This is a genomic window from Echinicola sp. 20G, from assembly GCF_015533855.1.
In the GTDB taxonomy this organism is placed as follows: domain Bacteria; phylum Bacteroidota; class Bacteroidia; order Cytophagales; family Cyclobacteriaceae; genus Echinicola.
The window spans coordinates 3296773-3321182 of sequence record NZ_AP024154.1 but is presented as its reverse complement, the minus strand read 5'-3'; the positions used below and the strand labels follow the sequence as shown (position 1 = coordinate 3321182).

At 39.5% G+C, this 24410-nt stretch carries 20 protein-coding genes; 9 read left to right on the top strand and 11 right to left on the bottom strand.

What is annotated here, in order from left to right; all coding sequences use genetic code 11:
• Positions 1-4: 4 nt before the first annotated feature.
• Positions 5-1768, bottom strand: coding sequence for a histidine kinase N-terminal 7TM domain-containing protein (locus JL001_RS13625; RefSeq protein ID WP_200976827.1), 1764 nt, complete (start codon positions 1766-1768; stop codon positions 5-7).
• A gap of 383 nt (positions 1769-2151) precedes the next feature.
• Between JL001_RS13625 and JL001_RS13620 the strand changes: the two genes are divergently transcribed.
• From JL001_RS13620 to JL001_RS13610, 3 genes are all read left to right on the top strand, one after another.
• A complete protein-coding gene (locus tag JL001_RS13620; protein WP_200976825.1) occupies positions 2152-2589 on the top strand; it encodes a nucleoside deaminase in 438 nt (145 codons plus the stop codon).
• Between the two features lie 36 nt (positions 2590-2625).
• A complete protein-coding gene (locus JL001_RS13615; RefSeq protein WP_236252811.1) occupies positions 2626-3522 on the top strand; it encodes a hypothetical protein in 897 nt (298 codons plus the stop codon).
• Between the two features lie 63 nt (positions 3523-3585).
• A complete protein-coding gene (locus JL001_RS13610; protein ID WP_200976823.1) occupies positions 3586-4455 on the top strand; it encodes an ABC transporter substrate-binding protein in 870 nt (289 codons plus the stop codon).
• A gap of 52 nt (positions 4456-4507) precedes the next feature.
• On the opposite strand, the gene JL001_RS13605 is transcribed toward JL001_RS13610, so the two are convergent.
• The 3 genes from JL001_RS13605 to sdaAB are packed head-to-tail and all read right to left on the bottom strand — an operon-like array spanning position 4508 to position 7845.
• A complete protein-coding gene (locus JL001_RS13605) occupies positions 4508-5809 on the bottom strand; it encodes an efflux RND transporter periplasmic adaptor subunit (RefSeq protein ID WP_200976821.1) in 1302 nt (433 codons plus the stop codon).
• A gap of 2 nt (positions 5810-5811) precedes the next feature.
• Complete coding sequence (locus JL001_RS13600) at positions 5812-7161, bottom strand: TolC family protein (RefSeq protein WP_200976819.1); 1350 nt, start codon at positions 7159-7161, stop codon at positions 5812-5814.
• Positions 7162-7167: 6 nt separating this feature from the next.
• The gene (gene sdaAB, locus JL001_RS13595; RefSeq protein ID WP_200976817.1) at positions 7168-7845 is read right to left on the bottom strand and encodes an L-serine ammonia-lyase, iron-sulfur-dependent subunit beta; all 678 of its coding nucleotides are present in this window, start codon (positions 7843-7845) and stop codon (positions 7168-7170) included.
• Between the two features lie 232 nt (positions 7846-8077).
• On the opposite strand from sdaAB, the gene JL001_RS13590 reads away from it, so the two are divergent.
• A complete protein-coding gene (locus JL001_RS13590; protein ID WP_236252810.1) occupies positions 8078-8830 on the top strand; it encodes an aminotransferase class IV in 753 nt (250 codons plus the stop codon).
• A gap of 3 nt (positions 8831-8833) precedes the next feature.
• Here JL001_RS13590 and JL001_RS13585 read toward each other — a convergent pair whose 3' ends face one another.
• The 4 genes from JL001_RS13585 to JL001_RS13570 are packed head-to-tail and all read right to left on the bottom strand — an operon-like array spanning position 8834 to position 14952.
• The gene (locus tag JL001_RS13585; RefSeq protein WP_200976813.1) at positions 8834-9628 is read right to left on the bottom strand and encodes a thymidylate synthase; all 795 of its coding nucleotides are present in this window, start codon (positions 9626-9628) and stop codon (positions 8834-8836) included.
• Positions 9629-9671: 43 nt separating this feature from the next.
• On the bottom strand, positions 9672-10553 hold the full coding sequence (locus tag JL001_RS13580; RefSeq protein WP_200976811.1) for a YicC/YloC family endoribonuclease: 882 nt from the start codon (positions 10551-10553) through the stop codon (positions 9672-9674).
• Between the two features lie 29 nt (positions 10554-10582).
• The gene (locus tag JL001_RS13575; protein WP_200976809.1) at positions 10583-13876 is read right to left on the bottom strand and encodes a biopolymer transporter Tol; all 3294 of its coding nucleotides are present in this window, start codon (positions 13874-13876) and stop codon (positions 10583-10585) included.
• A 23-nt stretch (positions 13877-13899) separates the two neighbouring features.
• Complete coding sequence (locus JL001_RS13570) at positions 13900-14952, bottom strand: FAD-binding oxidoreductase (RefSeq protein ID WP_200976807.1); 1053 nt, start codon at positions 14950-14952, stop codon at positions 13900-13902.
• Between the two features lie 57 nt (positions 14953-15009).
• Here JL001_RS13570 and JL001_RS13565 point away from each other — a divergent pair, with 57 nt between their 5' ends.
• From JL001_RS13565 to JL001_RS13545, 5 genes are read left to right on the top strand one after another with little or no spacing between them, the layout of a single operon-like run.
• Positions 15010-15663 carry an MBL fold metallo-hydrolase gene (locus JL001_RS13565; protein WP_200976806.1) on the top strand — a complete coding sequence of 218 codons (654 nt, stop codon included), beginning with the start codon at positions 15010-15012 and terminating at the stop codon, positions 15661-15663.
• Positions 15660-16361: a CDP-diacylglycerol--serine O-phosphatidyltransferase gene (gene pssA / locus JL001_RS13560; protein ID WP_200976804.1), complete on the top strand. Its 702-nt coding sequence runs from the start codon at positions 15660-15662 to the stop codon at positions 16359-16361. Before JL001_RS13565 ends, pssA begins: the two co-directional genes overlap by 4 nt.
• Complete coding sequence (porU, locus tag JL001_RS13555) at positions 16348-19620, top strand: type IX secretion system sortase PorU (protein ID WP_200976802.1); 3273 nt, start codon at positions 16348-16350, stop codon at positions 19618-19620. Before pssA ends, porU begins: the two co-directional genes overlap by 14 nt.
• Positions 19617-20828, top strand: a complete 1212-nt coding sequence (gene porV, locus JL001_RS13550) for a type IX secretion system outer membrane channel protein PorV (RefSeq protein WP_200976800.1) — start codon at positions 19617-19619, stop codon at positions 20826-20828. The genes porU and porV overlap by 4 nt, the downstream gene beginning before the upstream one ends.
• Complete coding sequence (locus JL001_RS13545) at positions 20828-22102, top strand: pitrilysin family protein (protein ID WP_200976798.1); 1275 nt, start codon at positions 20828-20830, stop codon at positions 22100-22102. The genes porV and JL001_RS13545 overlap by 1 nt, the downstream gene beginning before the upstream one ends.
• Here the strand turns inward: JL001_RS13545 and JL001_RS13540 are convergent.
• Genes JL001_RS13540 through JL001_RS13530 form a run of 3 tightly spaced genes read right to left on the bottom strand, consistent with a single transcriptional unit; the run spans position 22099 to position 24385 of the window.
• A complete protein-coding gene (locus JL001_RS13540; protein WP_200976796.1) occupies positions 22099-23055 on the bottom strand; it encodes a glycosyltransferase in 957 nt (318 codons plus the stop codon). The genes JL001_RS13545 and JL001_RS13540 overlap by 4 nt on opposite strands.
• 9 nt (positions 23056-23064) lie before the next feature.
• Entirely contained in the window at positions 23065-23979 is a 915-nt protein-coding gene (locus JL001_RS13535; protein ID WP_200976794.1) for a GNAT family N-acetyltransferase, read from the bottom strand.
• Entirely contained in the window at positions 23957-24385 is a 429-nt protein-coding gene (locus tag JL001_RS13530; protein ID WP_236252809.1) for an FdtA/QdtA family cupin domain-containing protein, read from the bottom strand. Before JL001_RS13530 ends, JL001_RS13535 begins: the two co-directional genes overlap by 23 nt.
• Positions 24386-24410 lie beyond the last annotated feature (25 nt).

The window sequence follows — 24410 nt, the reverse complement described above, 5'->3', positions numbered from 1 at the left end:
ACCTTTAATTTGCCTTGGAAAGGGGTACTGTAAAGCAAAAAACGGTACCCTCGCCCAATTTGCTCTCAACATGAATCTCTCCTCCATTCTTCTCCACAAAATCCTTTGTTAGCATCAGTCCTAAACCTGTGCCTTTTTCCTTTTGCGTGCCAAATGTGGTAAAGGCCTCACTGGAAAAGATCAAAGGAATATTATCTTTTTCAATGCCCACCCCAGTATCCTTTACTGAGACAATAAGTTCATCTTCTTTAGCATCTAAAATGATATCTATCTTATCACCTGAATCACAAAACTTAACGGCGTTACTCAGCAAATTTCTGATTACTAACTTGATCATATTTTCATCAGCATTTACTATCACTTGCTTCGTCTGATCAAAATTGACACAAATACCTTTATTTTCGTAAGAAGCCTCAAAAAGCTCCAAGACTGCTTTTATTTCAATGGTAATATCAAAATCTACTTTTTCTATATTCTCACCTTTAAGTTGACCCTTTGCCCAAACCAACAAATTTTCAAGAAAGCCGGAAACGTGCTTTAGGTTTTCAGCAAATCTAGGCATCATGGCTTTCAGCTCTTCATCAGTGATCACACCGGCATCCGTCATTTCCAAAAATTGTGTCAAGGTATTGAGCGGCCCCCTCATATCATGTGAAATTATTGAAAGCAATCGATCTTTTGTATTATTCAATTCCCCTAGCTCTTTCGCTTGAAGTTCCAACCTCTGTTGGTCCATCACAAACTGCGTCACATCCCTGAACATCACCAAGCGTCCTCTAATATCCTCATTTCCATCCTTTAGAAGCTTGCAACTCACTGCATAATAGCATTTTTCTCCCCTGACATCCATCTCTACTTCCATTGAATAATGTTCCTTTTGGCTTTGGGGGATCTCATCCCAATGCTCTCCTTTGAAACCCAACACTTTAAAAGGTTTCCCTGTCAATTCACCCTTTGTTTTTTGAAGTATCCATAACATACGAGGATTGAAGTCTACCATCCGGCTTTCCACATCAAGTACTAGCATCCCTTCCTTGATAGAATCAATAACTTTGTTTCTGGCAATCGGACCAACATCAAATAACCGTAACTCCAAAAAACCGAAAACAACAATAAAACTTGTTATCACAAAACCATAAGGAGTTGGGTCAAAACCATTGAAAGGCTCAACCTGAAAAACCACAAGGATATTGGCCAACCAAGGCACTGCCGTGCCAATGAGAACAATAATCGTTTGCTTTCTGTAAATCCCTTCAGTTTCAAAACACCGCTTCACCATCAACACCATCCCCAATATCATTAAGGAGTAGAAATAAGTCGTATGTATGATATACCACGGCCCTTTGGAAGTTATGAGGCCATATAAGCCATTTACCTCAATAAGTTGAGCTGATTTGTAGTGAAGATGGTGCAAATTATTGGTCCACACCATAATAAGGGTAAGCAGAGGAAAGACAAACTGGGCTGCAACCAAGGGTTTGGTAAGCCACTGATCCTTCCCCACAAATCGAAGGACAAATAACATCCAAAATACTGGAACCAAAGCAATCCCTACATATTCAAAATTTACCAGAAACAGCATTCGGTCAAGGCTATCCTCTGCTACCATAATCCCATCAACCGCCGCCCATACAGTTACTGCCAACATCATAGCACCAAACCACCTGACATCTTTGCTAAGACGAGTAAAAACTAATACCGATAATAAAAGGGTAAAAACAGCAAAAACCAGCAATGAAAGCGAATATGCGCCAAGAGTAAATTCCATTATACTAAAAATAGAAATCTGTTATCGGTAATCAACATTTAAAACAGACAGCAAAGTTCTAATTTTATCACATTTTTGCAATTCTTCATGACGTATTTTTTGTATTTAATAACAAAAACAATCTATAAATTTGGCATTTCTTGGAAGGCTACAATAAAGCACACTTATTTTTATGTCTTATTAAACTTATCAGAAATTTATATTTTCTCCAAGCTTCATCTTTTATGCAAATATTTTTCTTCTATCTTCCTATCTTTTCCAACTAGCTTATTGCACTAAAACATGATTAATTTTCTTGCTATTTTATTATTAAATCTACTTTGAACTAATTAGGTTTAACGAATAATACATACCCACTATCATCGCAAATTCAAAGACATACCATGGATAATTTTCTTTTAGAAGCTATTATAGAGGCCAAAAAAGGTTATGAAGAGGGAGGTATTCCTATTGGCTCCGTTTTGGTCCACAATGGAAAAGTCATTGGAAAAGGACACAACCGCCGGGTGCAACAAGGCAGCGCGATATTGCATGGTGAAATGGATGCACTCGAAAATGCAGGGAGACTCCCAGCCAAAGTATACCAAGAGTGTACACTATACACCACGCTTTCCCCTTGCCCAATGTGCTCAGGAACTATTCTACTGTATGGAATCCCAAAAGTTGTCATAGGAGAAAACAAAACCTTTCTAGGTGAAGAAGCCCTGCTCAAAGAAAGAGGGGTCGAAGTAATTGTTGCCGATAATGAAGAGTGTAAACAATTAATGGCCACTTTTATCAAAGATAAACCAGAACTCTGGAATGAAGATATTGGCATTTAACCTTTATCAAAGCTCACCCCATTCAAATCATCGATTATGTTGAAGTGCATTGCTGCCACCCTAATCTTATTACTCTCTTTACCTGCTGAAGGATTACTTGCACAACAAAAGGGCAAAATGGCGCCCCAGAACCCTTCTCCTATGGTAGAAAATACCCGTCCGCACGAAAGAGTAAACAATGAGGAAATTTCTGGAGAAACTTGGAGTATTGATGGTATTCTTGAGGATTCAATTGACCTGTTTCTACCAGAGACTTCAAAAAACACGGATTCTCTCTCTCTTTTGGTCCATTTCCACGGATTAAAATCCATTGCCAATTATGCTGCTATTTCCAATCCTGGCTGGGCATCAATCACCATTAATTTGGGCAGTGGATCATCAGCATATTCAGCTCCTTTCACAAACCCTGAAACATTCACCAACCTTATCCATACTGCTAAAACTAAATTAAACAAACCGGTAAAAACCATTTTTATTTCTGGTTGGAGTGCAGGATATGGTGCTGTAAGGGCTATCCTCGCTTCCGACAATTACGAAATAGTGGATGGTGTAATTTTACTCGACGGAATGCATGCTGGCTATATCCCTCAAGGAGTTCCCATGGCAGCAGGCAGCAAAATCAAAGAAGAAGATCTGAAAGCATTTGAAAAACTTGCCAAAGATGCCACTAAAAACAATAAGACCTTTATTTTCACCCATAGCTCGGTTTTTCCCGGAACTTATGCCAGCACCACAGAATGTGCTGACTATTTAATTCAAAAGGTTTCTTTAATTCAAACCCCAGTGCTAAAAGAAGGCCCCTTGGGCATGCAATTACTTGGAGAGGTATCTAAAGGAAAACTGAAGATTCTAGCTTTTGCAGGCAATACCGCTCCTGATCATGTTGATCACCTCCACGGCTTATTTTGGTTTTTAGATTACATGTTGGATTAGGCTCCTAAAAGGAATCCTTACACCTCATTTCAACATTACTTATTTGCTTCCTATCTTTAAGCTATGAAAACAATCAAAATCATTGGCGTGCCTGAGCATTTCAATTTTCCATGGATCCAACTTGTCCAAGAACAACCCTTAAAAGAGCAAGGATATTTGCTGGAATGGACTGATGAATCTAAAGGATCTGGTGCTATGATTAAGGCCCTAAAGGATAAGGAAGCCGATTTAGCCATTCTTCTGACTGAGAGTTTTATCAAAGACAAAACCGAATCCAACCCCGGTAAAATAATAGGATTCCATGTTAACTCTCCACTTACGTGGGGCATTCACGTTCCAGCACACTCTGGAGTAAACAAAATTTCCGAACTTAGTAATGCGCCATTTTTAATAAGCCGATATGGTTCGGGTTCACACCTGATGGCTTTTCTTTTGGCCAAACAAAATAATTGGGATGCCAATAAACTATCTTTTATGGAGGTGGGCAATATGGATGGTGCCAAAAAGTCTTTTGAGGATGAGAAGCCCAAAGCATTCCTTTGGGAAAAATATACCACCAAACCCCTTGTGGACCAGGGCCATTTTAAAAGAATAGGTGAAATTCCAACACCTTGGCCTTGCTTTGTAATCGTAGCCCATCAGGACCTTTTGGACAATGAAACAGAGATATTATCCCAACTTCAACAAACACTTTACTCAAAATCCAAATCGCTATCTCAACTTCAAAATCTCTCAACTTCCATTAGTGCTGCCTACAATATTCAAGAAGAAGACATCAAAGCCTGGCTAAGCCAAACAGAATGGGCTTTATCTTCAAAGATGGATAAAAGCGCTTTGAACAAAACCATTGATATTTTAATGGAGCTTGGCTTGATAAACAAGAAATTGCCTCTGGAAGAATTTGTAGACACAAACTTTGCTAAACTTGTATAAAAAAGGCCGCTGAATAGTCATTCAGCGGCCTTTTTTATACTGTTATTTCCTTCTATTTTGTAGATGGCTTATCTAGCTTTTTAACTAGATCACCATCAGACAACTTCTTGCTCACCACAAAATATGGTCCTGATATCAACTCTTCTTCCTCTTTAATTCCTTCAAGGATTTCAATATTCTCAAAATCTGAAATCCCTGTCTTCACCTTAATCATTTTGGCTTTACCATTGTCTGTTACAAAAATTAGCTCTTGCAAATCGCTGCTTTGATTGGTTGAATCAACCCTCATATTTTCACGCGTAGTTACCGCAGCCAAAGGAACAGATAGAACATCTGTCTTTTTCTCAGTAATAATTTCTACACTAGCAGTCATCCCGGGCCTGAAAGGGTATTTATTTTCCTTGGTCACCAAATTCTGATAGGAGGAATTGATAATCCTGATCTTAACTTCAAATTCAGTCACCGCATCCTGGCTGGCTTTCTCATTGGCGGAATTGGCGATTGAAGTAACCACTCCTTTAAATTTCTCACCAATATGAGAATAAGCGTCCACATCAATCAATGTGGTATCTCCAAGGGAAAGCCTTACGATATCATTTTCGTTAACATCCACCCTTACTTCCATCTTACTCAAATCCGCTATTCTTAACATCTCAGTACCAGCCATCTGTTGGGTTCCAACTACTCTTTCCCCCTTTTCAACCAAAAGCTTAGAAACCACACCGTCCACTGGAGCAAAAACATTGGTTAGATTCAAATTTTCATTGGCTTCACTTACACTTGCCTGCGCACTTTTCACTACATATTCCGATGCTTGCACGGACTGCTTGGCAGCCGTAAGGTCATTTTCTGCCGAAATGTAATCTGCCTTAGCTTGCTCAAACTCGGAGTCTGAAATAACCTTGTCATTATATAAACTCTTGTTTCTTTCAAATTCCAATTGTGCCCTTTCAAAAAGCGCTTCAGACCTTTTTAAGGCCGCTTGAGATTGGGCCAAATTGGCTTTTTGTTGGTTAAGGTTGGCCCGGGTTCTATCTAGGGCAGATATAAAATTATCAGGCCTGATTTTCACCAGTAAGTCATTTTGCTTCACGGAATCCCCTTCATTTACATTAAGCTCAATGATTTCTCCGGCCACATCAGGGCTTAGTTTAATTTCTGTTTCCGGTTCGATCACTCCGGAAGCACTGACTTTCTCCACAATGGTCTTCTTGGCCGCTTTGGTTACTTCCACTTCCGTCTCAGCAGCTCCACCTACCCATCCTGCGGCACGGCCGACCACCATAAAAACAATCAAAACGCCTACTACGCCAAGTAAAATATATAAAAGCTTATTAGATTTCTTCTTAGCCATGATTATAATGTTAAAGGGTTACCTAGATAAAAGTCCAGTACTTTTACACTGAAAATATACTCGTATTTTGCTTGTAATAAATCTGCCTGTGCATTAAATAAATTGTTTTGGGCAACCTGAAAATCAACGGCATTGATCACCCCCACTTCAAATCGCTTTTGGGCCATCCTAAACGCCTCATCCAAAGAGGAAACCCTGATAGTAGATGATTCATAAGATTGCTTGGCCGCTACTGCATTAGTATATGCCGTTTCGATATCCTGTCGCAATTGGTTCCTGACCTCCTTCTCTCTAATCTCACTCAAATACTTTTGAACCCTAGCCCTCTGCAGATTGGCCTTATTTCGACCATTTGAAAAAATGGGAATACTAAGGCTCATCCCCGCTCCTTCTGAAATGTTACCGTTAAACTGCTTACCGAAAGGAACTACTTCTCCAAGGCTATCGGTCAAGCTATTGATATAATTTGTTCCAATTGATCCTCCCAATCCCAATGTCGGATAATAGGAGCCTTTAGCAATTTTAACTCCATAATCAGCACTTTCTACACCAAGCTCAGCAGCCTTAATCTCTGGCATCAAAGTAACCGCAATAGAGAACACCTCTTCCATGTTGTCATTGGCAATCATATAGTTCTCTGCCTCCAATTCTGGCACAGAAACATCAAACTCATCTTCAAAAGGAATCTGTATCGCCTGCATCAGATTCAGCTTTGCTAGACGAAGGTTATTCTTGGCGTTGGTCAGTTCCATAGCGCTGGTTGCGTTTTGAGCTTCTAAATCCAATTGGTCTGAAAGCGGCAAGGCACCTGCATCCACTAGTTTTTTGGTTCTTTGTAATTGTTGACCAGTCACTTCGGCCTGAGACTTAGCCACACTCAACTGCTCCTTTGCAAACACCACATTCACAAATAGATTCACAATATTTAGGGTAATATTGTTTTTGGTTGCCTCTACATCAAGTTCACCAGTTTCCAAATCTACCACAGCTTGATTGATGCTATTACTGATCTGTCGACCTGCGAAAAGGGTCATATTGGCATTGGCTCCAAAATTGGCGTTACCAAAACTACTGGTAGTCACCACGTTGGTGTAAGGGTTAATAGAACGTCCCCAGTTGTATCTATAAGATGAAGATGCAGACAAGGATGGATACCTTTGCGATTTACTCTCCATGAGGTTCGCTCTATTGGTCTCCTGATTAAGGACACTTCGCTGAAGCTCGAGGTTATTTTCAATGCCAATCTGAACACACTCTTCCAAAGAAAGGGAAGAGATATCTTCATTTTGCGCCCATACAGATGTAAAAATACCGCACGCCAAAAGCATGGCAGTAAAAAGTTTCTTCTTCATATTTTATTATAAGTCAATGTCTGGTATGTAGATTAATTCATGTATCCAAGTAATGCTTTCTAAATACTTAATTGTAATTGGATTTAAACCTGAATCCATTTCTATCACATGACAGGCCACTTCCCTCTTCCCTTTCCGCGAAACTGACATGGTAGCAATATTTGCTTTTTCTTGAGCCAATATACTGGTAATAAATGCAATTGCACCAGACACATCATCAGCTTTAATGATCAAGGTATGTTCTTGCGCTGAGAAATCTGCACTGAAACCATCTATGGATTTTATATTGATCAGTCCACCACCCAAACTCTCTCCTATTACCTCCACTTTTCTACCGGCCCTATTCAAATTTAACTTTATAGTGTTTGGATGATAAACTGACGCATTACCAATTGATTTGAACTGATAAATAAAGCCCCTTTCCTCAGCCAGTTCAAATGACTGCTTGATCCTAACATCATCCGTTTTAAAGTCTAGTAAGCCTCCTATAATCGCCTTATCACTTCCATGCCCTTCATACGTGCGGGCGAATGAATTATAGAAAGTAATAATAGCCTCATCTGGAATGCCTCCTAAAACCCTTACCGCAGCACGGGCAATTCTCACTACACCAGCGGTATGTGAAGATGAAGGACCTATCATCACTGGACCTATCATATCAAAAACACTACTCTTTCTTGTCATATTTGGGGTTTGCAATTCAAGTTCTATGCTAATCTAATATTTAAGATTTAATTATCACCCATATTATATTTAAATCCCTAAAACTTACGTCTAATTGGTCAAATTTAACTTAATTTTACTTTTGAGAATAAGTTTCAATTTTAAATTTTGATCGAAAACGAACATATTTATGTCCGATTTTAATACAGTTTTTTTTATTCTGGATAAAAAACAAAGCCTTGTTCAAAGTAACTTGAATACTATAAATAGGGCAGCTCTTTTTGGTGATGGCCTTTTTGAAACCATGCTGTTTATCAATGGAAAAATAAGGTTTTCGGAACTTCATTGGGAGCGACTCCAAGAAGGCTTATCAACATTAAAGATCAATAGTAACCGACTGATTTCCATTTCTCAATTAGAGTCAAACCTTGCTGATAAGTTCGGAATTGATCAGGCCCTTCGGTTTCGATGGAATATATTTCGGTCTGGATTAGGGAAATACACTCCTATATCAAATGAAAGGGAAGAGATTTTTATGATTCAAGAACATATCCAACCCCCAAAGATTAAAAATGAAGCTTATATTAGTCATTCGATCCAAATCCCTTCAAGTCCCTGGTCTCATTGCAAAACCCTAAATGCTCTTACTTATGTAATGGCCAATCAAGAGCGAAGCGAAAAGAAAATGGACGAGGTGATTTTACTAGATCAAAAAGAAAATATCTCAGAAGCAGGCGCTGCCAACTTGTTCTGGGTTAAAGAAAAGACCTATTTCACACCTTCCTTAACTTGCAATTGCATAGCTGGAGTTTCCAGGAGAAAAATCATCGAGTTCCTCAAGAGTAAAAATATTAAAATTGAAGAAGGAGAGTTCAATGAAGGTGATATGCTTCAGGCAGAACAGATTTTCACCAGCAATGTTACAGGAGTAGCCTATTTAAAAAAAATCAGGGAAACTGAATTCAATACTAAACCAATTCCCCTGATCGAAGAGCTCTTTAAATAATATTTATACTGCAACGGGTGCTTTGATATGAGGATGAGGATCATAATTCAATAACTCGAAATCCTCATATTTGAATGAAAAGATATCCTTTATTTCCGGATTAATCTTCATCGTAGGTAGCGGCCTGCAGTCTCTGGAAAGTTGCAATTTCGTCTGCTCAATATGGTTGGAATACAAATGCGTATCACCAAACGTATGGATGAACTCACCAGGCTCCAAATCACATACCTGAGCAATCATCATTGTAAACAAGGCATACGAAGCGATATTAAAAGGAACACCCAGAAACACATCAGCACTTCTCTGATACAACTGACAAGAAAGCTTCCCTTCTGCCACATAAAACTGGAACATGGTATGACATGGCGGCAAAGCCATATTGTCCACATCCGCTACATTCCAGGCACTTACCAGTAACCTTCTTGAATTTGGATTATTTTTAATCTGGTGAATCAGGTTTTTGATTTGATCTATCTCTCCACCTTTTCCGTCAGGCCAGTGCCTCCACTGATATCCATACACAGGCCCAAGATCACCATTCTCATCTGCCCATTCATCCCAAATCGACACCTTATTTTCTTTTAGGTAGCCAATATTGCTATCACCATTTAGGAACCAAAGCAATTCATGGATAATGGATTTGAGATGGCATTTCTTGGTCGTTACCAAAGGAAAACCTTCTTGAAGATCAAAGCGCATTTGATAACCAAACACGCTGATCGTCCCGGTTCCAGTGCGATCTCCTTTTTGAACACCATTGTCCAAAATATGCTGCAATAGTTGATGGTACTGTTTCATGTTTTTGAAGCTTCAGGTTTCGGGTTGATTCCCAAAACCAAGTTTAGATGATATTCAGGGCCTGTTCTTTGATTTTTTCTAGTTCATCCTTCATGATGATGACATGCCTTTGGATGACGGCATCATTGGCTTTAGAACCAATCGTGTTGATTTCCCTGCCTATTTCCTGACTGATAAAACCCAACTTCTTACCTTGGCTTTTGCCAGTTGACATGGTCTTATCAAAATAAGCCAAATGAGTTCCTAATCTTACTATTTCTTCTGTAATATCCAACTTCTCAAAATAGTAAATCAGCTCCTGCTCAAATCGGTTTTCATCAAATGAATTTTCTTCAATCCACTCCGTAAAGTTATTTTTGATTCTGGTTTTGATCCTCTCTTTACGCTTAGGCTCTTCTATTTTAATCTGCTCTAATCCCTCTGTAATTACTCCAAGGTTTTCTTTGAACTTATTGAAAAGAGTTTCTCCTTCATCCGACCTGAAACCGTCACATTTTTGTGCAGCTTCTACAATTACCTTCTTCACAGCCTCCCACTCTTCAGGATCATCAGACTTGTCAGACAAAGTGGTAACCACATTAGGTGCCTGAGCAGCCATCCTGAACAAGTCCATATTGTCTTCCACTCCCACAGCTTTGGCCATGCTTTGATACTTCGCAAAATATGTCTCAAAAAGACCCTGATTGATACTTACAGGAAGTTCGTTACTGGACTTGGCTGTAAAATCTATGTTCAGGTTTACTTTACCTCTATCTAAAATATCGCCAACTATCGCCCGGATTTCAATTTCTTTGTCGGAAAACTGTCTAGGGCTTCTAAGGTTAAAATCCAGAAACTTAGAGTTCAAGGTTTTAATTTCAGCACTGATGATAAAGCGCTCATTTTCAAAATTGGCTATACCATAGCCAGTCATGGATTTAATCATGCCACAAACTTAAACAATAAAGATTCATTTTAGAAATTATAGCCCAAGGTCACATAAAAACGTGTTTCTTCTAAATCATAATTCCTGATAGGTCGGGCCATGTCAAACTTCACATAGTAGTTCAACAATACAGTGCGCAAACCTCCTCCAAAACTTTGCAGCCAGGGATTATTGAAATTATTGAGAGTGATTTCAAATGGTGATCCATCCGTATTGATTACTTCAGTATTCTGGTCATTTACGCGCTCCCAAGGCGCTGCTTTATCCCAAGAAGATCCTGCATCATAGAATCCCACCAACTGGAAATTCTTGATAAAGTTAGAAGCAATATTGCCCCTTGAAAGATAGGAGAATAGCGGTATTCTCAACTCTGCAGAAAATGTAATTACATTTCTACCCCGAATTTCATCATAGTCATATCCTCGAAGATCCACAAATTCAGCAAATAGAATGTTTGAATTTTCCACTCCGTCGGAATTTCTGATTGGAGAAGACTCAGGCCTATTTGATGGTGGCTCATAAAATTCATTAAACAGCCAGTTTTTCATACCTCCCACCAAATAACTTTGCGGATTATTTCCGAAGAATGACCCTGCAAATAAGCGAGTGGCAAAGGTGATGTTTTTATGGACTTTTTGATAGTTTCTGACATCCAAATAAAAATTGCTAAAAGACCTATCTGACTCACCTATTCCCTGATAATGCTTTACGCCTATCTTACCCTTAAAACCTTGCTCCATATAAAGTCCCAATAGCTTGGTCTTGTCCACTACCAACTCAGCTTTTCCCCCAATATAATTTACATCAAAACGATTCTGAGTACCTTCCCCACCTCTAATTAGGGAATCCGGATTTAAATTAAAATACTGGGTCTTGGCAAAGAAGGGAGCTACCGTAAACCTGCTATGAACTGAGAAAGGGTAGGAAAATCCCAATTCTGTCTTGGTCAAAACATAACGCTGATAGGTAATATCCCCATCAGAAATCACCAAAGCCCTTCTATCAAACCTTCCCGTAAAATCTATCCTGTCTTTGAGGTATTGGTATTCAAAGTACACATCACTCCCAGATCTGAAGTCAAGCGTGGTCATAATCCCCCCTTTGAAAATGTGATTATCCAATAAATCGGTCATTTGCCCCTCGATGTTGATGCCAAAACCTCTCAAAGGATCAACTACAAAAGTGGTCCTTAAGCTATTTGCCATAAATTGGGGAGTATACTCCCTTGGCCCACGAACAGTATTTTTCAAGCTCTGCTGTCTGAAAGCTTCCAAAATATTACTTCTGCCTGTAGCTAAATTTCCAGACCGTTGTTCCAAGGGCGCCGGAACTGTATCAAATGTGTAATTATCCGTATTGATTCCTCTTCGGTTTTCAAACCTCAACCTGTCTATATTAATAGATCCTGTCGCATTGGCCACGGGCTTCACACTGTCAATTTTAGCAATTGGCGCTTCAACCTCAGTAGTTTTTTCCTCTTGTACCACATTCTCAGGTTCCTCTTCTTTAGCTTCTAGCCTTCTAGCAGCAAGCCTTTCATTCAATTTCTTGGCTTGAGAAAGTTGTACCCTTGGTGTGCCAGGTGTAAATTGATCTAAGTTTGGAAAGGTTTCAAGCACCAACTTGCTCCCCGTCCCATCCTTATAAGCATATGCCCATTTGTTAATGCGAGGTGCATAATCAAAGCTCTCCACACTGGTGTTAAAAGCAGATACCTGACTGGACACTTCACTGCCGAGTCCCATTCTCATCAGGTTGTAAATACCGCTTTGATCGCTCAGGTGAAGGACAAAATTCTGGTTCATTACTCGTGGATAGTAGTTTTTGGAATTCATATTTGTCAACTTGGTCGTGACAATAGAATCTCCTAAATCCACTTTAAAGAAATTAAAATATTCTGGTAGTTCCCTCACATCGGGGGTCTTGGTCAAAACACTATCCGGCAAATCAGTCTTGTTGGAAGAGTAAATGATGGTTGAGTCATTGACAAATACCGGGGTAATGTCATCAAAGACATCATTGGTCAGTCTTCTTCCCTGACCCCGCAGATTCAAAGTATAAATATTGGTTCTTCCACCTGCCATGGCAGAAAGAACCATGGTTTTTCCATTGGGAGAAAAATCAAAGCTATTGATTTGAGTAATGTTTCTTAGGAAAATCTTGTCTTGATTACTACCATCTATACTTCTCATTCGAAGTGTCGTCAATCCTCTTTTAAAAGTAGCAATGGTCAAATTCAACGTATCCCTCCAAGCAATAACCGGTGTAGTGAAGTTAGCTTCTTGGTCATCGGTTGAAAAACCACCTTTGTAAATGGTTACTTCGTTATTGGTGGAGAGATTTCTTACTATAACCTTATATTTTCCATCGTAATTAATTACATAAGCTAGGTTTTTAGCATCTGGACTAAACTTGATATCATTGATACTTCCCTCTTCATTTTTCTTAGTCTCCGCTATGACATTGCTTTGATTTGGTTCCTTAAAGGAACTAAACACAGGCTCATTAACCGTGGTATAATAATCTCTCCATTGGTCTGCAAAGCCTTTATAGCCTATCCCCAAAGTATTGGCAATACTATTTTCTTCATTTCTGTTAATTCGACTCAAGTTGAGAATACTTGATATATACCGCTTGCCATATTTTTGTACCACAAAATTCCAGATGGACTGTCCTACCAATGAAGCTTCCTTCTTGCTGAGTTTGTATAGTTTGGGTTGCTCATGGTCCTTCAAGTAATGTCTTACATAATCATCCATCTCCAAACTCCAGCCTTTGGCCAAGTAAAGCGCTGCTCCGTCGATGAACCATTCAGGAAAGCTGTTGATTAAATTGGATTGAAAAGCATCTGCTATCGTACTTCCATAGAGCATTTCCTCTAAGATCACCTTGCTGGTTCTATAAAGCAATTCCTCTTTGAAAGATGCCCAATCCCCAGTGTAAGGAACCTCAGCTAATAATTTTGAGAAGTAAGTCTGGCCGTTAACGGTATAATTGTTTTCGTGAAGATCTGTGTTGCTTTGTAGCCATTCTTCATGGCTATTATAGATGTAGATTTTTGGTTTTGTGTAGGCTACATAGCCTATCATTTGGGTGACCCGCTCAAATTCATTTTCCAAATAATCAATGGCCATGCGGGCATTGTCCCTGCCGCCTCCATAGTAGTATACTTCAAAATTATTGGAGGAAAAAAAATACCAGTCAAACTGCTGATGTTGAATTCGGTTCTTTCCGAATCTTTCCTGATCAAATTGGGCTTTGGAGATAGAAAAGGAACCAAGCCAAAATATCGTAAAATAAATAACAACTAATTTTAACTTCATTGATCTGTTTTGTTGTCTTAATCTTAAATATACTTAAAAAATCGACTTATGTTAACATCTTTTTCGAGTTCACATTTACCTTCAAATAAGCCGAGCATGATCTTACTGTAATAAGGTACTAAAGAAACCCCTTTCGCACCAAATCCATTAAAGATATAAACGTTTTCACTTTCAGGATGTTTTCCCAAAAATGGCTTTCGGTCTTTGGTGGCAGGTCTGATTCCTGTTTTATGGCTGGTCAGAAATTTATCTTTTTGCGGAACTATCTTCTCCAAGCGTTCAAAAATCTCCTCTTTCGCTCGCTCAGTTGGTCCTTGATCCAAATCATGCCAGCTGTAAGTAGAGCCTACCCTGATGATCTTGTCTGGCATGGTAATTCTAAAAACTCCTCTATTGATGATTTCTTCAGGAGTAAAGTCGCTTTCCATTTCCAGTATTTCTCCCTTTACAGGAGCAAAAGGCAACCAATCAAAAAACTTGCTTTTCATGGCTCCTAGACCATTGCAATAAACCAGGGATGTGGCAATGATATCTTTATAGTGCCACTTCCCCTCTTTTTGGTAAAGTTTCTCCTCATCAAAAGGTTCATCTCTCAACAAGTCATCATGCCTGAGCCATCTGCAATATGCATCCAAAAGTGTATTGATATCTAGGTACCCACTGCTTTTCAACATGATACCACCATAAGGATCGTTTACCTGAGGATACAAAGGCTGAGTCCTCACCTCCTCCAAATAAGCCTGCAAGCCTTCCTCAATGCTCTTTCCCATCCATTCATTTTGCTCTTCGATATTATTGAACGGCCTGTATATATTTTTGAGATAGATTAGCTTAGTGTTCAACACATTTTCCAGCTCCCGGTATATGGGTAATATCTCTGGAAAGAGATTATCGGCATTCCAGGTTTTTACCATTTTTCTCCCCGTAACCGGATTAAACAAACCAGCAGCTACCCTACTGCTATTGTTTTGATCAGCTTGGTCCAACACCAAAACTTTATATCCAGAACTGATCAACCTATAAGAAAGCACCGTCCCAGCAATGCCCTGACCAATGAGTAAAAAATCGACTTCCATACCCAAAATTAAATTCTTTCTTTGTTATTTTGGCATGAATTCAAAAATGTTTCGGGCATGCTCCAAGTTAAATCTTTTACCTTCAATCCTTTTCAAGAAAACACTTACATTCTCTATGATCATACTAAAAAAGCTATCATCATAGATCCCGGATGCTATGAAAAAGGTGAAAAAGAGACATTGACTTCTTTCATCAAATCAGAAGGTTTACAGCCGGTGAGGCTGCTCAACACCCATTGTCACATTGACCATGTGTTGGGCAATTATTTTATCAATCAAACTTATGGTCTCCCTTTGGAAATCCACCCTCAGGATGAACAAGTTTTGAATGCTGTACCCACTTATGCTTCCAATTATGGTTTTCCACTATTTAGTAGTTGTCCGGTTGGGAGTTTTATCAATGAAGGCGATGAGATCAAATTTGGAGAGACTACACTTGAAGTAATCTGGGTTCCGGGGCATGCACCTGGACATGTGGTCTTTTACCATGCTGAAAGTAAAACATGTATTGGAGGTGATACTTTATTTCAAGGAAGCATCGGTAGAACGGATTTACCCGGTGGTGATCACCAAACCCTGCTGAGTGCCATCAAAGAAAAGCTTTTCACTCTTCCTGATGATGTAAAAGTCTATCCTGGCCATGGGCCTGCCACTTTGATTGGCCATGAAAAAATTCACAACCCATTTGTCGGTCAAAACGCTCAATTTTGAATATCAAGAAACACATCCCCAATGCAATCACCTGCATGAACCTGGCCTGTGGTATGGCTGGGATTTACTTTGTTTTGGAAGGGAAAATCCATTATGCCACTTATTTCATCATAGCCGCAGCTGTATTTGACTTCCTGGATGGTATGGTAGCCAGATTGTTAAAAGTACAGGGGGAAATTGGCAAACAACTCGACTCTTTAGCTGACTTGGTGACTTTTGGGGTGCTTCCATCTTTTGTCCTCTTCCAAATGCTAAAGCAGGTTTTCCCTGAAGGCTTTGTTCCTTTCTTGTCATTCATCATTGGCATCCAATCGGCCATGCGCCTCGCTAAGTTCAATATAGACACAAGACAAACTGATCGATTTATAGGTGTACCTACTCCAGCAAATGCTTTATTAATTTGCACTTTGCCTTTTTTGGCCGATCAATTTAATTGGGCTAAGGATTTGATCCAAAACGGATACTTTTTACTGATCCTGACCTTTATCATGGCAATACTACTGACTGCTGAACTTCCTTTGATTGCTCTAAAATTCAAAAACTTTAGGTTTCAAGAAAACATATTTAGGTACCTCGTCATCTTAATCGGGTTGGTTAGTCTGATATTTTTGGGAATTGCGGGTGTTCCATTTATCATTATAGGCTATATTTTACTTTCTTTGATAGAAAGTCGTATACATCCTAATGAGCTTCAATAGCAAAATACATTTCTTCACCCTCGTATTTGCTCTCCTGATTTTATTTTCAGGAAAAAGCTTGTATGCCCAATCCTATTATAAATTTCCTGTAACCAAAGCCGGAATATATGCCATTCCGCTCTCTACCGCTCAAAGCTTGGGAGAAAGCTCATTGAATAATCTGGCTATCTTCGGTCATGTGGGTATGCTTCCCCAAGAGCTCTCCACAAGTGATTTTGAGATAAAGGAAATCCCTAGCGTTATAATAAACGGGAAACTTTTGGTCTATCTAGAAGGACCTCATCAGCTATCTTCTTCAGAAGACACCTTGGCTTATCGCCACCACTTGTATTCAGATACTGCCTACTATTGGCTAAAGACAGGACACTCTTCTCCCGTAAGAGTGGTCAATATTTCACCCAGCACTGTTGAAGCAAATGGAAATTGGCTTTACAAAGTTTATTCCTTTAAGAAGGAAGAACACAATCTCTTGTCATCGGGAAGGAAATGGTACAGCAATAGGCTCTTTTCAGGAGGAATCTCTTCTTTTAACATTTCTGTGGAAAGTTATGATGAGGGGCCTATTTATAGCCAAGCCAGCCTGATGGCTCAATCCACGGCCTCAAGCTCACTGAGCATTCGAAGCGGACAGATCAATTTATTAGAAACAAATATTGCACCTGTTCCTGCCTCCACATACGCTGTCAAAGGCCGGGAAGAAATGGAGAAGTCATTTAGAGACTATTTCAATGTAGGCAACCCTACCAGTTTCAACCTAGAGATGTCCAGTACAGATCCAAATGGAGTAGGATTCATGGATTACTTTCTATTGGGCCTTCCCTATTCTTCCTCCAATCTTTCAGAAGGGATCTACTACCCAATAGGACATGCGAATGCTACATCTTTTGTTACAAAACCAAACTATCAATATTGGGATGTGACCGATCCCAACCAAGTTAAAAGTTTTGATAATCAAAATGGAAGTGCCACCTTACTTCCCAATCATAAAGTACTGGTCTTTGAAGCGGACAAAGCTAAAATTATAGAAGATTTTACCCCTATAAACCTTGAGCTCAGAAATAATTCATCCCCCGCAGAATTGATCATTATTAGCCCTCCGTCTTTGAACTACCAAGCCTCCAGATTGGCAGATCACAAAAGGTCAATGGGAATAAGCACCCTTTTAGTGAGCATTGAGGCCATATTTGACAATTACAATTTTGGCACTAAGGACGTTACTGCAATCAGAAATTTCATTGCTGATCAATACCATAAACATGGAAAGCTTAAGCAAGTACTTCTATTCGGAAAAGGGACATTTGATTACAAGAATATTTCAGATGGAAGGCCTAATCTAGTCCCCACCTACAGTTCCAGAAACAGCTTACATCCATTGACCTCTTTTAGCTCTGATGATTACTTTGGCTTCTTACAGTTTGGACAAGGTGAATGGCAGGAAAATGAAGCGGGAGACCTCGCCTTATCGATAGGCGTTGGGAGAATCCCTGTGATCAACCCCTCTGAAGCCAAGAATGTGGTGGACAAAATCATACAATATGAAGACAGGACCAAGCAACTTGGCAATTGGAAAAGAAAATTACTCTTCGTTGCTGATGATGGAGATTATAATGTCCACCTAAATCACAGCGAAACCCATACTGCCTCTCTTTTTTCAGATTCTCCCGAATATCAAGAGGACAAGTTATATGTGGATAGTTTTGAGCAAATTCAAGAAGGTAATTACCAGTTGGCTCCAGCTGCTAAAGAGTCACTTTCTGACAAAATAGAAGAAGGTACTTTATTGGTTAATTACATAGGACATGGAAATGAAAACACCTTAACAGCCGAAAGGATTTTCCAGGTCAGCGACTTGGAGAATTGGCCAGAAACCGATCATTTCCCTCTCTTCATGACAGCCACCTGTGAATTTGGCAGACATGATAGTCCCTATTTGAGGTCAGGTGCAGAAGAACTGTTGATGGCCCAAAACAAAGGAGCTATTGCCCTTTTGACTACAGGAAGGCCCGTTTTCAGCAGTGTCAATTTCGAGCTCAATACTGCTTTTATAGCTTCGCTTTTGAAAAAAGAAAATGGACAAGGACTAATGCTTGGCGATATTTTCAAAGCCACCAAAAACAATAGCCTTAACGGCTCTTACAACAGGAACTTCTCCCTTTTGGGAGATCCTACGCTACGCTTAGCTGCACCTGAGTTGGGAGCTACACTGGAGATTATTGAGATGAGAGGCTCGACTAAAATTGACACCTTAAAAGCTGGTCAAAAGATTAAAATAACCGGTCAGGTTACTGATCCGCTTACCTCCACTCCGGTCAATTCCTTCAATGGAACATTTGAAATTGAATTATTGGATCAGCCTACTTCAGTTGAAACTTTGGGAGATGAAAGCCCAGTCACCCAATATATCAATTACAACACTCCCTTTTATAGAGGCACAGGAAAGGTAATCTCAGGTACTTTTGAAGCAGAAATCTTAGTAAGCCCAAATACAAGTCAAAGTTTCGATCAAGGCATTCTTCGATTTTTCGCTACAGACTCCAATAACTCTTACGAGACCATCCATGCTCAATCGCTTACTCTGGGGGGGAAATCAGCGAATGACCAAGACGACCAACAAGGCCCAACCATTAAACTGTTCGCAGAGGACAGCCTTAACTCAGTCAGTTCAACTTCATCTACACAAATTCAATTGTTGGCCAACCTCAGTGATGAAAATGGCATTCAAATCCTTGGGGGAATAAATCAGGATATTGCCCTTAGCATAAATGATGAACCTCCTATGATCATCAATGATTACTATCACTCTATCGAAAGTGGTTATAAGAAAGGAAGAATCAGCATTACAGTTACAGGACTGAAAGAAGGCACAAACACTATAAAACTAACCGCGTTTGACAACCTTGGGAACTCCAGCACAGAAATGCTAAGCATTGAGGTTGAGGGCAGTAATCGGTTACATATTTTAGAAGCCAAGACATTTCCCAACCCCACATCGGATATCAGTCATTTCTGGGTAAAGCACAATAGACCTGATGAGAACATTATTTTGAAGCTCACCATTTACAATATGTTGGGAAGTGAAATATTTTCTAATGAAAAACGTTATGCAAAAGCTGATGATGAAATCAACGATATGGATTGGATTTTTTTGCGTGACTTGACAAAAATTCCCGCAAAAGGAACTTATATTTACAGATTACAGCTTACATGCGAAGAGGACGGAACCTCCGACCAAGCATTTGGAAAAATAAATATTCAATGAAGAAATCGAGTGATTATTTTAAAGCATTTATTTTTTTAGCTATTCTTTCCTTGACAGTAAAAACTGCTAAGGCACAGAATTCCGTAGTAGTTTCTGGTCAAGATGAAGGCCGCAGAGTAATCATCACTGCTGTTCCTTTTTTGAATTTTGCACCAGATAGTAGACATGCTGCCATGGGTGATGTGGGGGTGGCAACTTCTCCAGATGCCAACTCCGCTCATTGGAATGCAGCCAAACTGGCCTTTATTGAAGATAAAACCGGTTTCTCGCTTTCTTACTCTCCCTGGTTAGGCAAGTTGGTTCCTGATATGTCACTAAATTACCTTACTGGCTATATCAAAATAGATGAAATGTCATCCTTTGGACTTGACCTGAGGTATTTCAACATGGGAGACATCCAACTTACTGATGGATCCGGTCAAGACATAGGACAGTTCAACCCGAGGGACATTGCCATAGGAAGTACTTATGCTAGAAAGCTATCAGAGACTTTATCCCTAGGAATCTCCGCCAGGTTCATTCATTCCAACTTGGCGGGAAACATTACTTCCTCGGGAAGCGGTGATAGCAAACCAGGAATTAGTGTAGGAGTAGATGTGGGCGTTTACCAGAGAAAAGAGATCCTTTTTAGCGGAAAAGAAGCTTATTGGTCTTGGGGAGCCACGATCACCAATATCGGCCCAAAACTCACTTACAACAGTGCAGAAGACTTGGATTACATCCCAACCAACTTAAGAATAGGTACTGCATTAGAAGTAGCTTTAGATCAAAACAATGACCTGAATTTTGCATTGGATTTCAATAAGCTGATGGTACCTACCCCTCCTGTTTATGCCAGAAATGAGGATGGTACTTTACAGACAGATGACAATGGGGATTTAATTATCGAAAGTGGAAAAGACCCCAACAGACCATTGCTCAGCGGCATGTTTGGCTCATTTGGAGATGCACCTAATGGATTCAGTGAGGAAATGCAAGAGCTGATGATCTCTTTTGGTGTGGAATATGAATATGCAGACAAATTCGCCATTAGGACAGGTTACTTCCATGAAAATAAAAACAAGGGCGGTAGGCAATATTTTACCATGGGAGTTGGCTTTGACTTGAAACGCTTTGGTTTTGATTTTTCTTACTTGGTACCTCAAAAACAAAATCACCCTTTGGCAGAAACACTTCGTTTTTCATTGGCTTACAACATACCTCAGTAATGACCGTATTGGACAGATCAAAAGCGCCGGATTTTCAGATTCCGGAACATATAGAATTAATAAAACCTGAAAAGCGGACTCTAAAAAACGGAGTCCCTTTGTATTTTATTCCTACTCCGGAAATAGACGCCATCAAGCTGGAAGTCATCACGGAATCCAACAAGCAATTGTTGCCTGAAGAAGATGGCCTAGTTCCATTCTTTGCGCTTCATATGTTATTGGAAGGGACCAAAACCATGAGTTCTCCGGAATTGGACAACTTCTTTGACCATTATGCTTCGGAGGTGGATATCATTTCCTCTTTTGAGCAGCAAGGAGTATCTCTGCTTACCACAAAGAAGCATTTTGGGAAAGTACTGCCCATCTTTAGGTCCTTACTCACTGAAGCCATCTTTCCAGAAAAGGAACTGGAGAAAAGAAAATCACAAAAAGCCCTGACCATAGCCATACAGCATGATCAGAATAGCTCCAGGGCCAATCAATTGTATAGAAAAGCCCTATTTGGAGATGATCACCCTTATGGTTTTGTGGCCGAAGAAAGACATGTAAATGGCGTCAACCGAGAAAAATTGATTCAGTACTATGAAGATAAATTCTTAGTCAGTCCAGAAATCTTTGTGATTGGTAACTTGAATAGTTTTGAAATTGATGAAATCGCAGAAACTTTTGGCAACTTGACAGTGGCTCCCTCTGCCAAGTCAATGGATCAGTTTATCATCTGGCCTGAAAAGCGCTTGACAGAATTCAAAGAAAAAGCAGTACAGTCTAGCATTAGGATGGGACAGCACCTCATTCCTAAAACCCATCCCGATTACCATGCCCTTACTGTTTTCAATACCATATTAGGTGGTTATTTTGGAAGTCGATTAATCAAAAACATCAGGGAAGACAAAGGCCATACTTATGGGATTTATAGTTCCATAGGGAGTTTGGAAAAGTCCGACTATTGGGTGGTCATGGCCGATGTCCAAAAGGATTTTGCGGATGATGTCATCAATGAAGTTTACTTGGAAATCGAAAAACTCAAATCAACTCCAATAGAAAAGGCGGAACTGGAAATCGTCAGAAATTACATGATTGGCCATTTCTTATCCAACTTCAGCAATGCCTTTGACCTAATCAACCGCTTCAAGAGCATTCATTATGCTGGTTTGGACTATGACTTCTATGAATCACAACTACAATATTTTAGAAGCTTTACTCCTGAGCAAATCATGGAAGTGGGACAAAAATACTTTGACAACAAAAATATCATTGAAGTAATCGTAGGCTAGCGATCGCGAATTTTCTCATACCAATGGGACAAATCTAGCTTTGTCCCATGCCACAACTTATAAAGTTTGAGAGCGATCCCACTGGCACCAAGCTTTTCTGCAAGATCCAAAAATCGGTAAGCTACTTCAAAATTTGCCGAAGCTAAGGCATGTTTTGCTTCATGCATACACCTGAAGATTAGAGCATGTCTCTCTTCTGCAGATTTATTCATGATGGCGATATTCTGACAAACCTTGAAAGTAGATTTAAGTATATCAGATTGGTACCTTTTGTATTGTTGTTTTGAAAAAGATTGATGATGAAGCCTCTTTCTTACCCCTAAATGATCACTGAAAATAAAGGAATGCTTCCGGCTCAACCTAGTTATAACATCAAAATCCTCATAGACCAATTCTTCATTATACCCTCCTTCCCTTTTCAATATTTTGGCATCAAATACCATAGTTGGAGTGCAAACAAAATACTTTCTAATGACTGTTTCATAAATATCACCTTCAGGCACTTTACCCATTGTGCTACCATCTACGGACATGGGAAAAAACGAATCAATTTGCTTCCCCTTTTGGTCTACCAAAAGCGCATTGCTTGAGCAAACAGCCACCTGTTGATGATTTACCAACTTAAAAACAGACTTCTCCACATGGTCTGGCATCAAATAATCATCTCCTGATAAATCTATGACGTATTGTCCTTTGGTGATTTCTAGGGCCTCGTTAAAAGCTTTACAGTAATTGATGCTTTGGGAATGAAAAAATACGGGAACACTTTTCTCCTTGCCATACATCCACAGCCAAGTTTTGATCTTTTCTTGGCTGCCATCCGAACTCCCATTGTCAACAATAATCATTTCCAATTGTTCATAGTATTGCAGCCGAACACTGTCCAGCGCCTCCATGATAAAGTCTGCTTGATTGTAGCATACAACGATGACCGAAACCAAAGGTGTTTTCATCTAATGGGCTTAGAGTTTGATCGTCCAACTAATCTTGTTAAAGGCTTTATTGGCATTTTTGGATTTGAATCTAATTAAATTATGGTTTGCCTTACCATCCAAATCAGATGAACCAAAATCAATAAAATCCACCCCCAATGACTCTCCCAACTTAATCACTTCAAATAATAAGGCTTCTCCTGTATAAGTTTCCTGTAAAGCCGGGTTGATGGCAGGCAAATAATAATACAAACTGTTTGGAGTTAGTTTCACACACAATACATGTGCCACCGTATTCTGTGCATGAACCAGAGAAATCAGAAAATACCTTTCTGGATAAGTACTCACCTGCTGAATCAGTTTTTCTTCCTGGACATTATATTCATGACCACGTTGTGAGCGCCACCATTTGATATCCTTTAGAAAATTAAAATTCTTAATCCCACCAACTTCAATTTCATATTCCAACTTTTTGATTTTCTTTCTATGCTTCGAGGATTTCGCATGTAAAAACCCTTTCATAAACTTCCTGTCTTCCAAAAAATGATGCAAAAGCATATTATCCATGAAAAAACCCTGGGTTTTAAGAATATAATGGATCAATGGATTATTGGGCTCATAGATATCTGGTGGCTGAATCACCGTTAAAGTGTGTGCCCCCAAAGCTTTTACTTCTAAAGTCAATTCCTCCACAAACACCTGAAAACTTTCGGAGGATATTCTTTTCTCCAACCAAAACCCGCCAAAAGGCGCATTTTTAAGGGATATAGCTGTACCATCCTTTTTTAAAACAAAAAACAGTTGTCCTTTAGGCTTTTGCTTCTTCAACAGTTTAGCACAAAAAAATCGCTCCCCTTCAGAAGGTGTATAGTCATGAAGAAAATAAGGATGATCTTCGTTGGGTTGCTCTACAATCACAAAATCATAATGCTTTACTATATCCATCTTTAAGTTTTTCAAAGTCTGCCTTTAACCGGATATAATCTGACTCTTCAAAATCCTGACTTGACAACACCAACAAAATACTGTTTTCCTCAAAAGTGAACTTTGACCAAACCAAACAAGGCAAGTACAATGCCTCCCCAGGATCGTTCAACTCGAAAACATAATGCTGTCCCGTCAAATCTTCCAACTCCACTTTTACTTTACCTTGCAAACACACCGTGATTTGATTATCCTTTTTGTGTGCATGAATCCCCCTTTCTCCTCCAGCTGGAACCTCCGTAATCCAAAATGCTCTTTTCACTTCAAAAGGTAAAGTACCTTGCTCCCAAAAGTTCAAATTTCCCAACGGACTTTTCACATTTCCCAACTTAAAAACACTAGGTTTTACCATAGTACCAGTAATCATTGCACAAGCAGTTAAATTTTTCTAA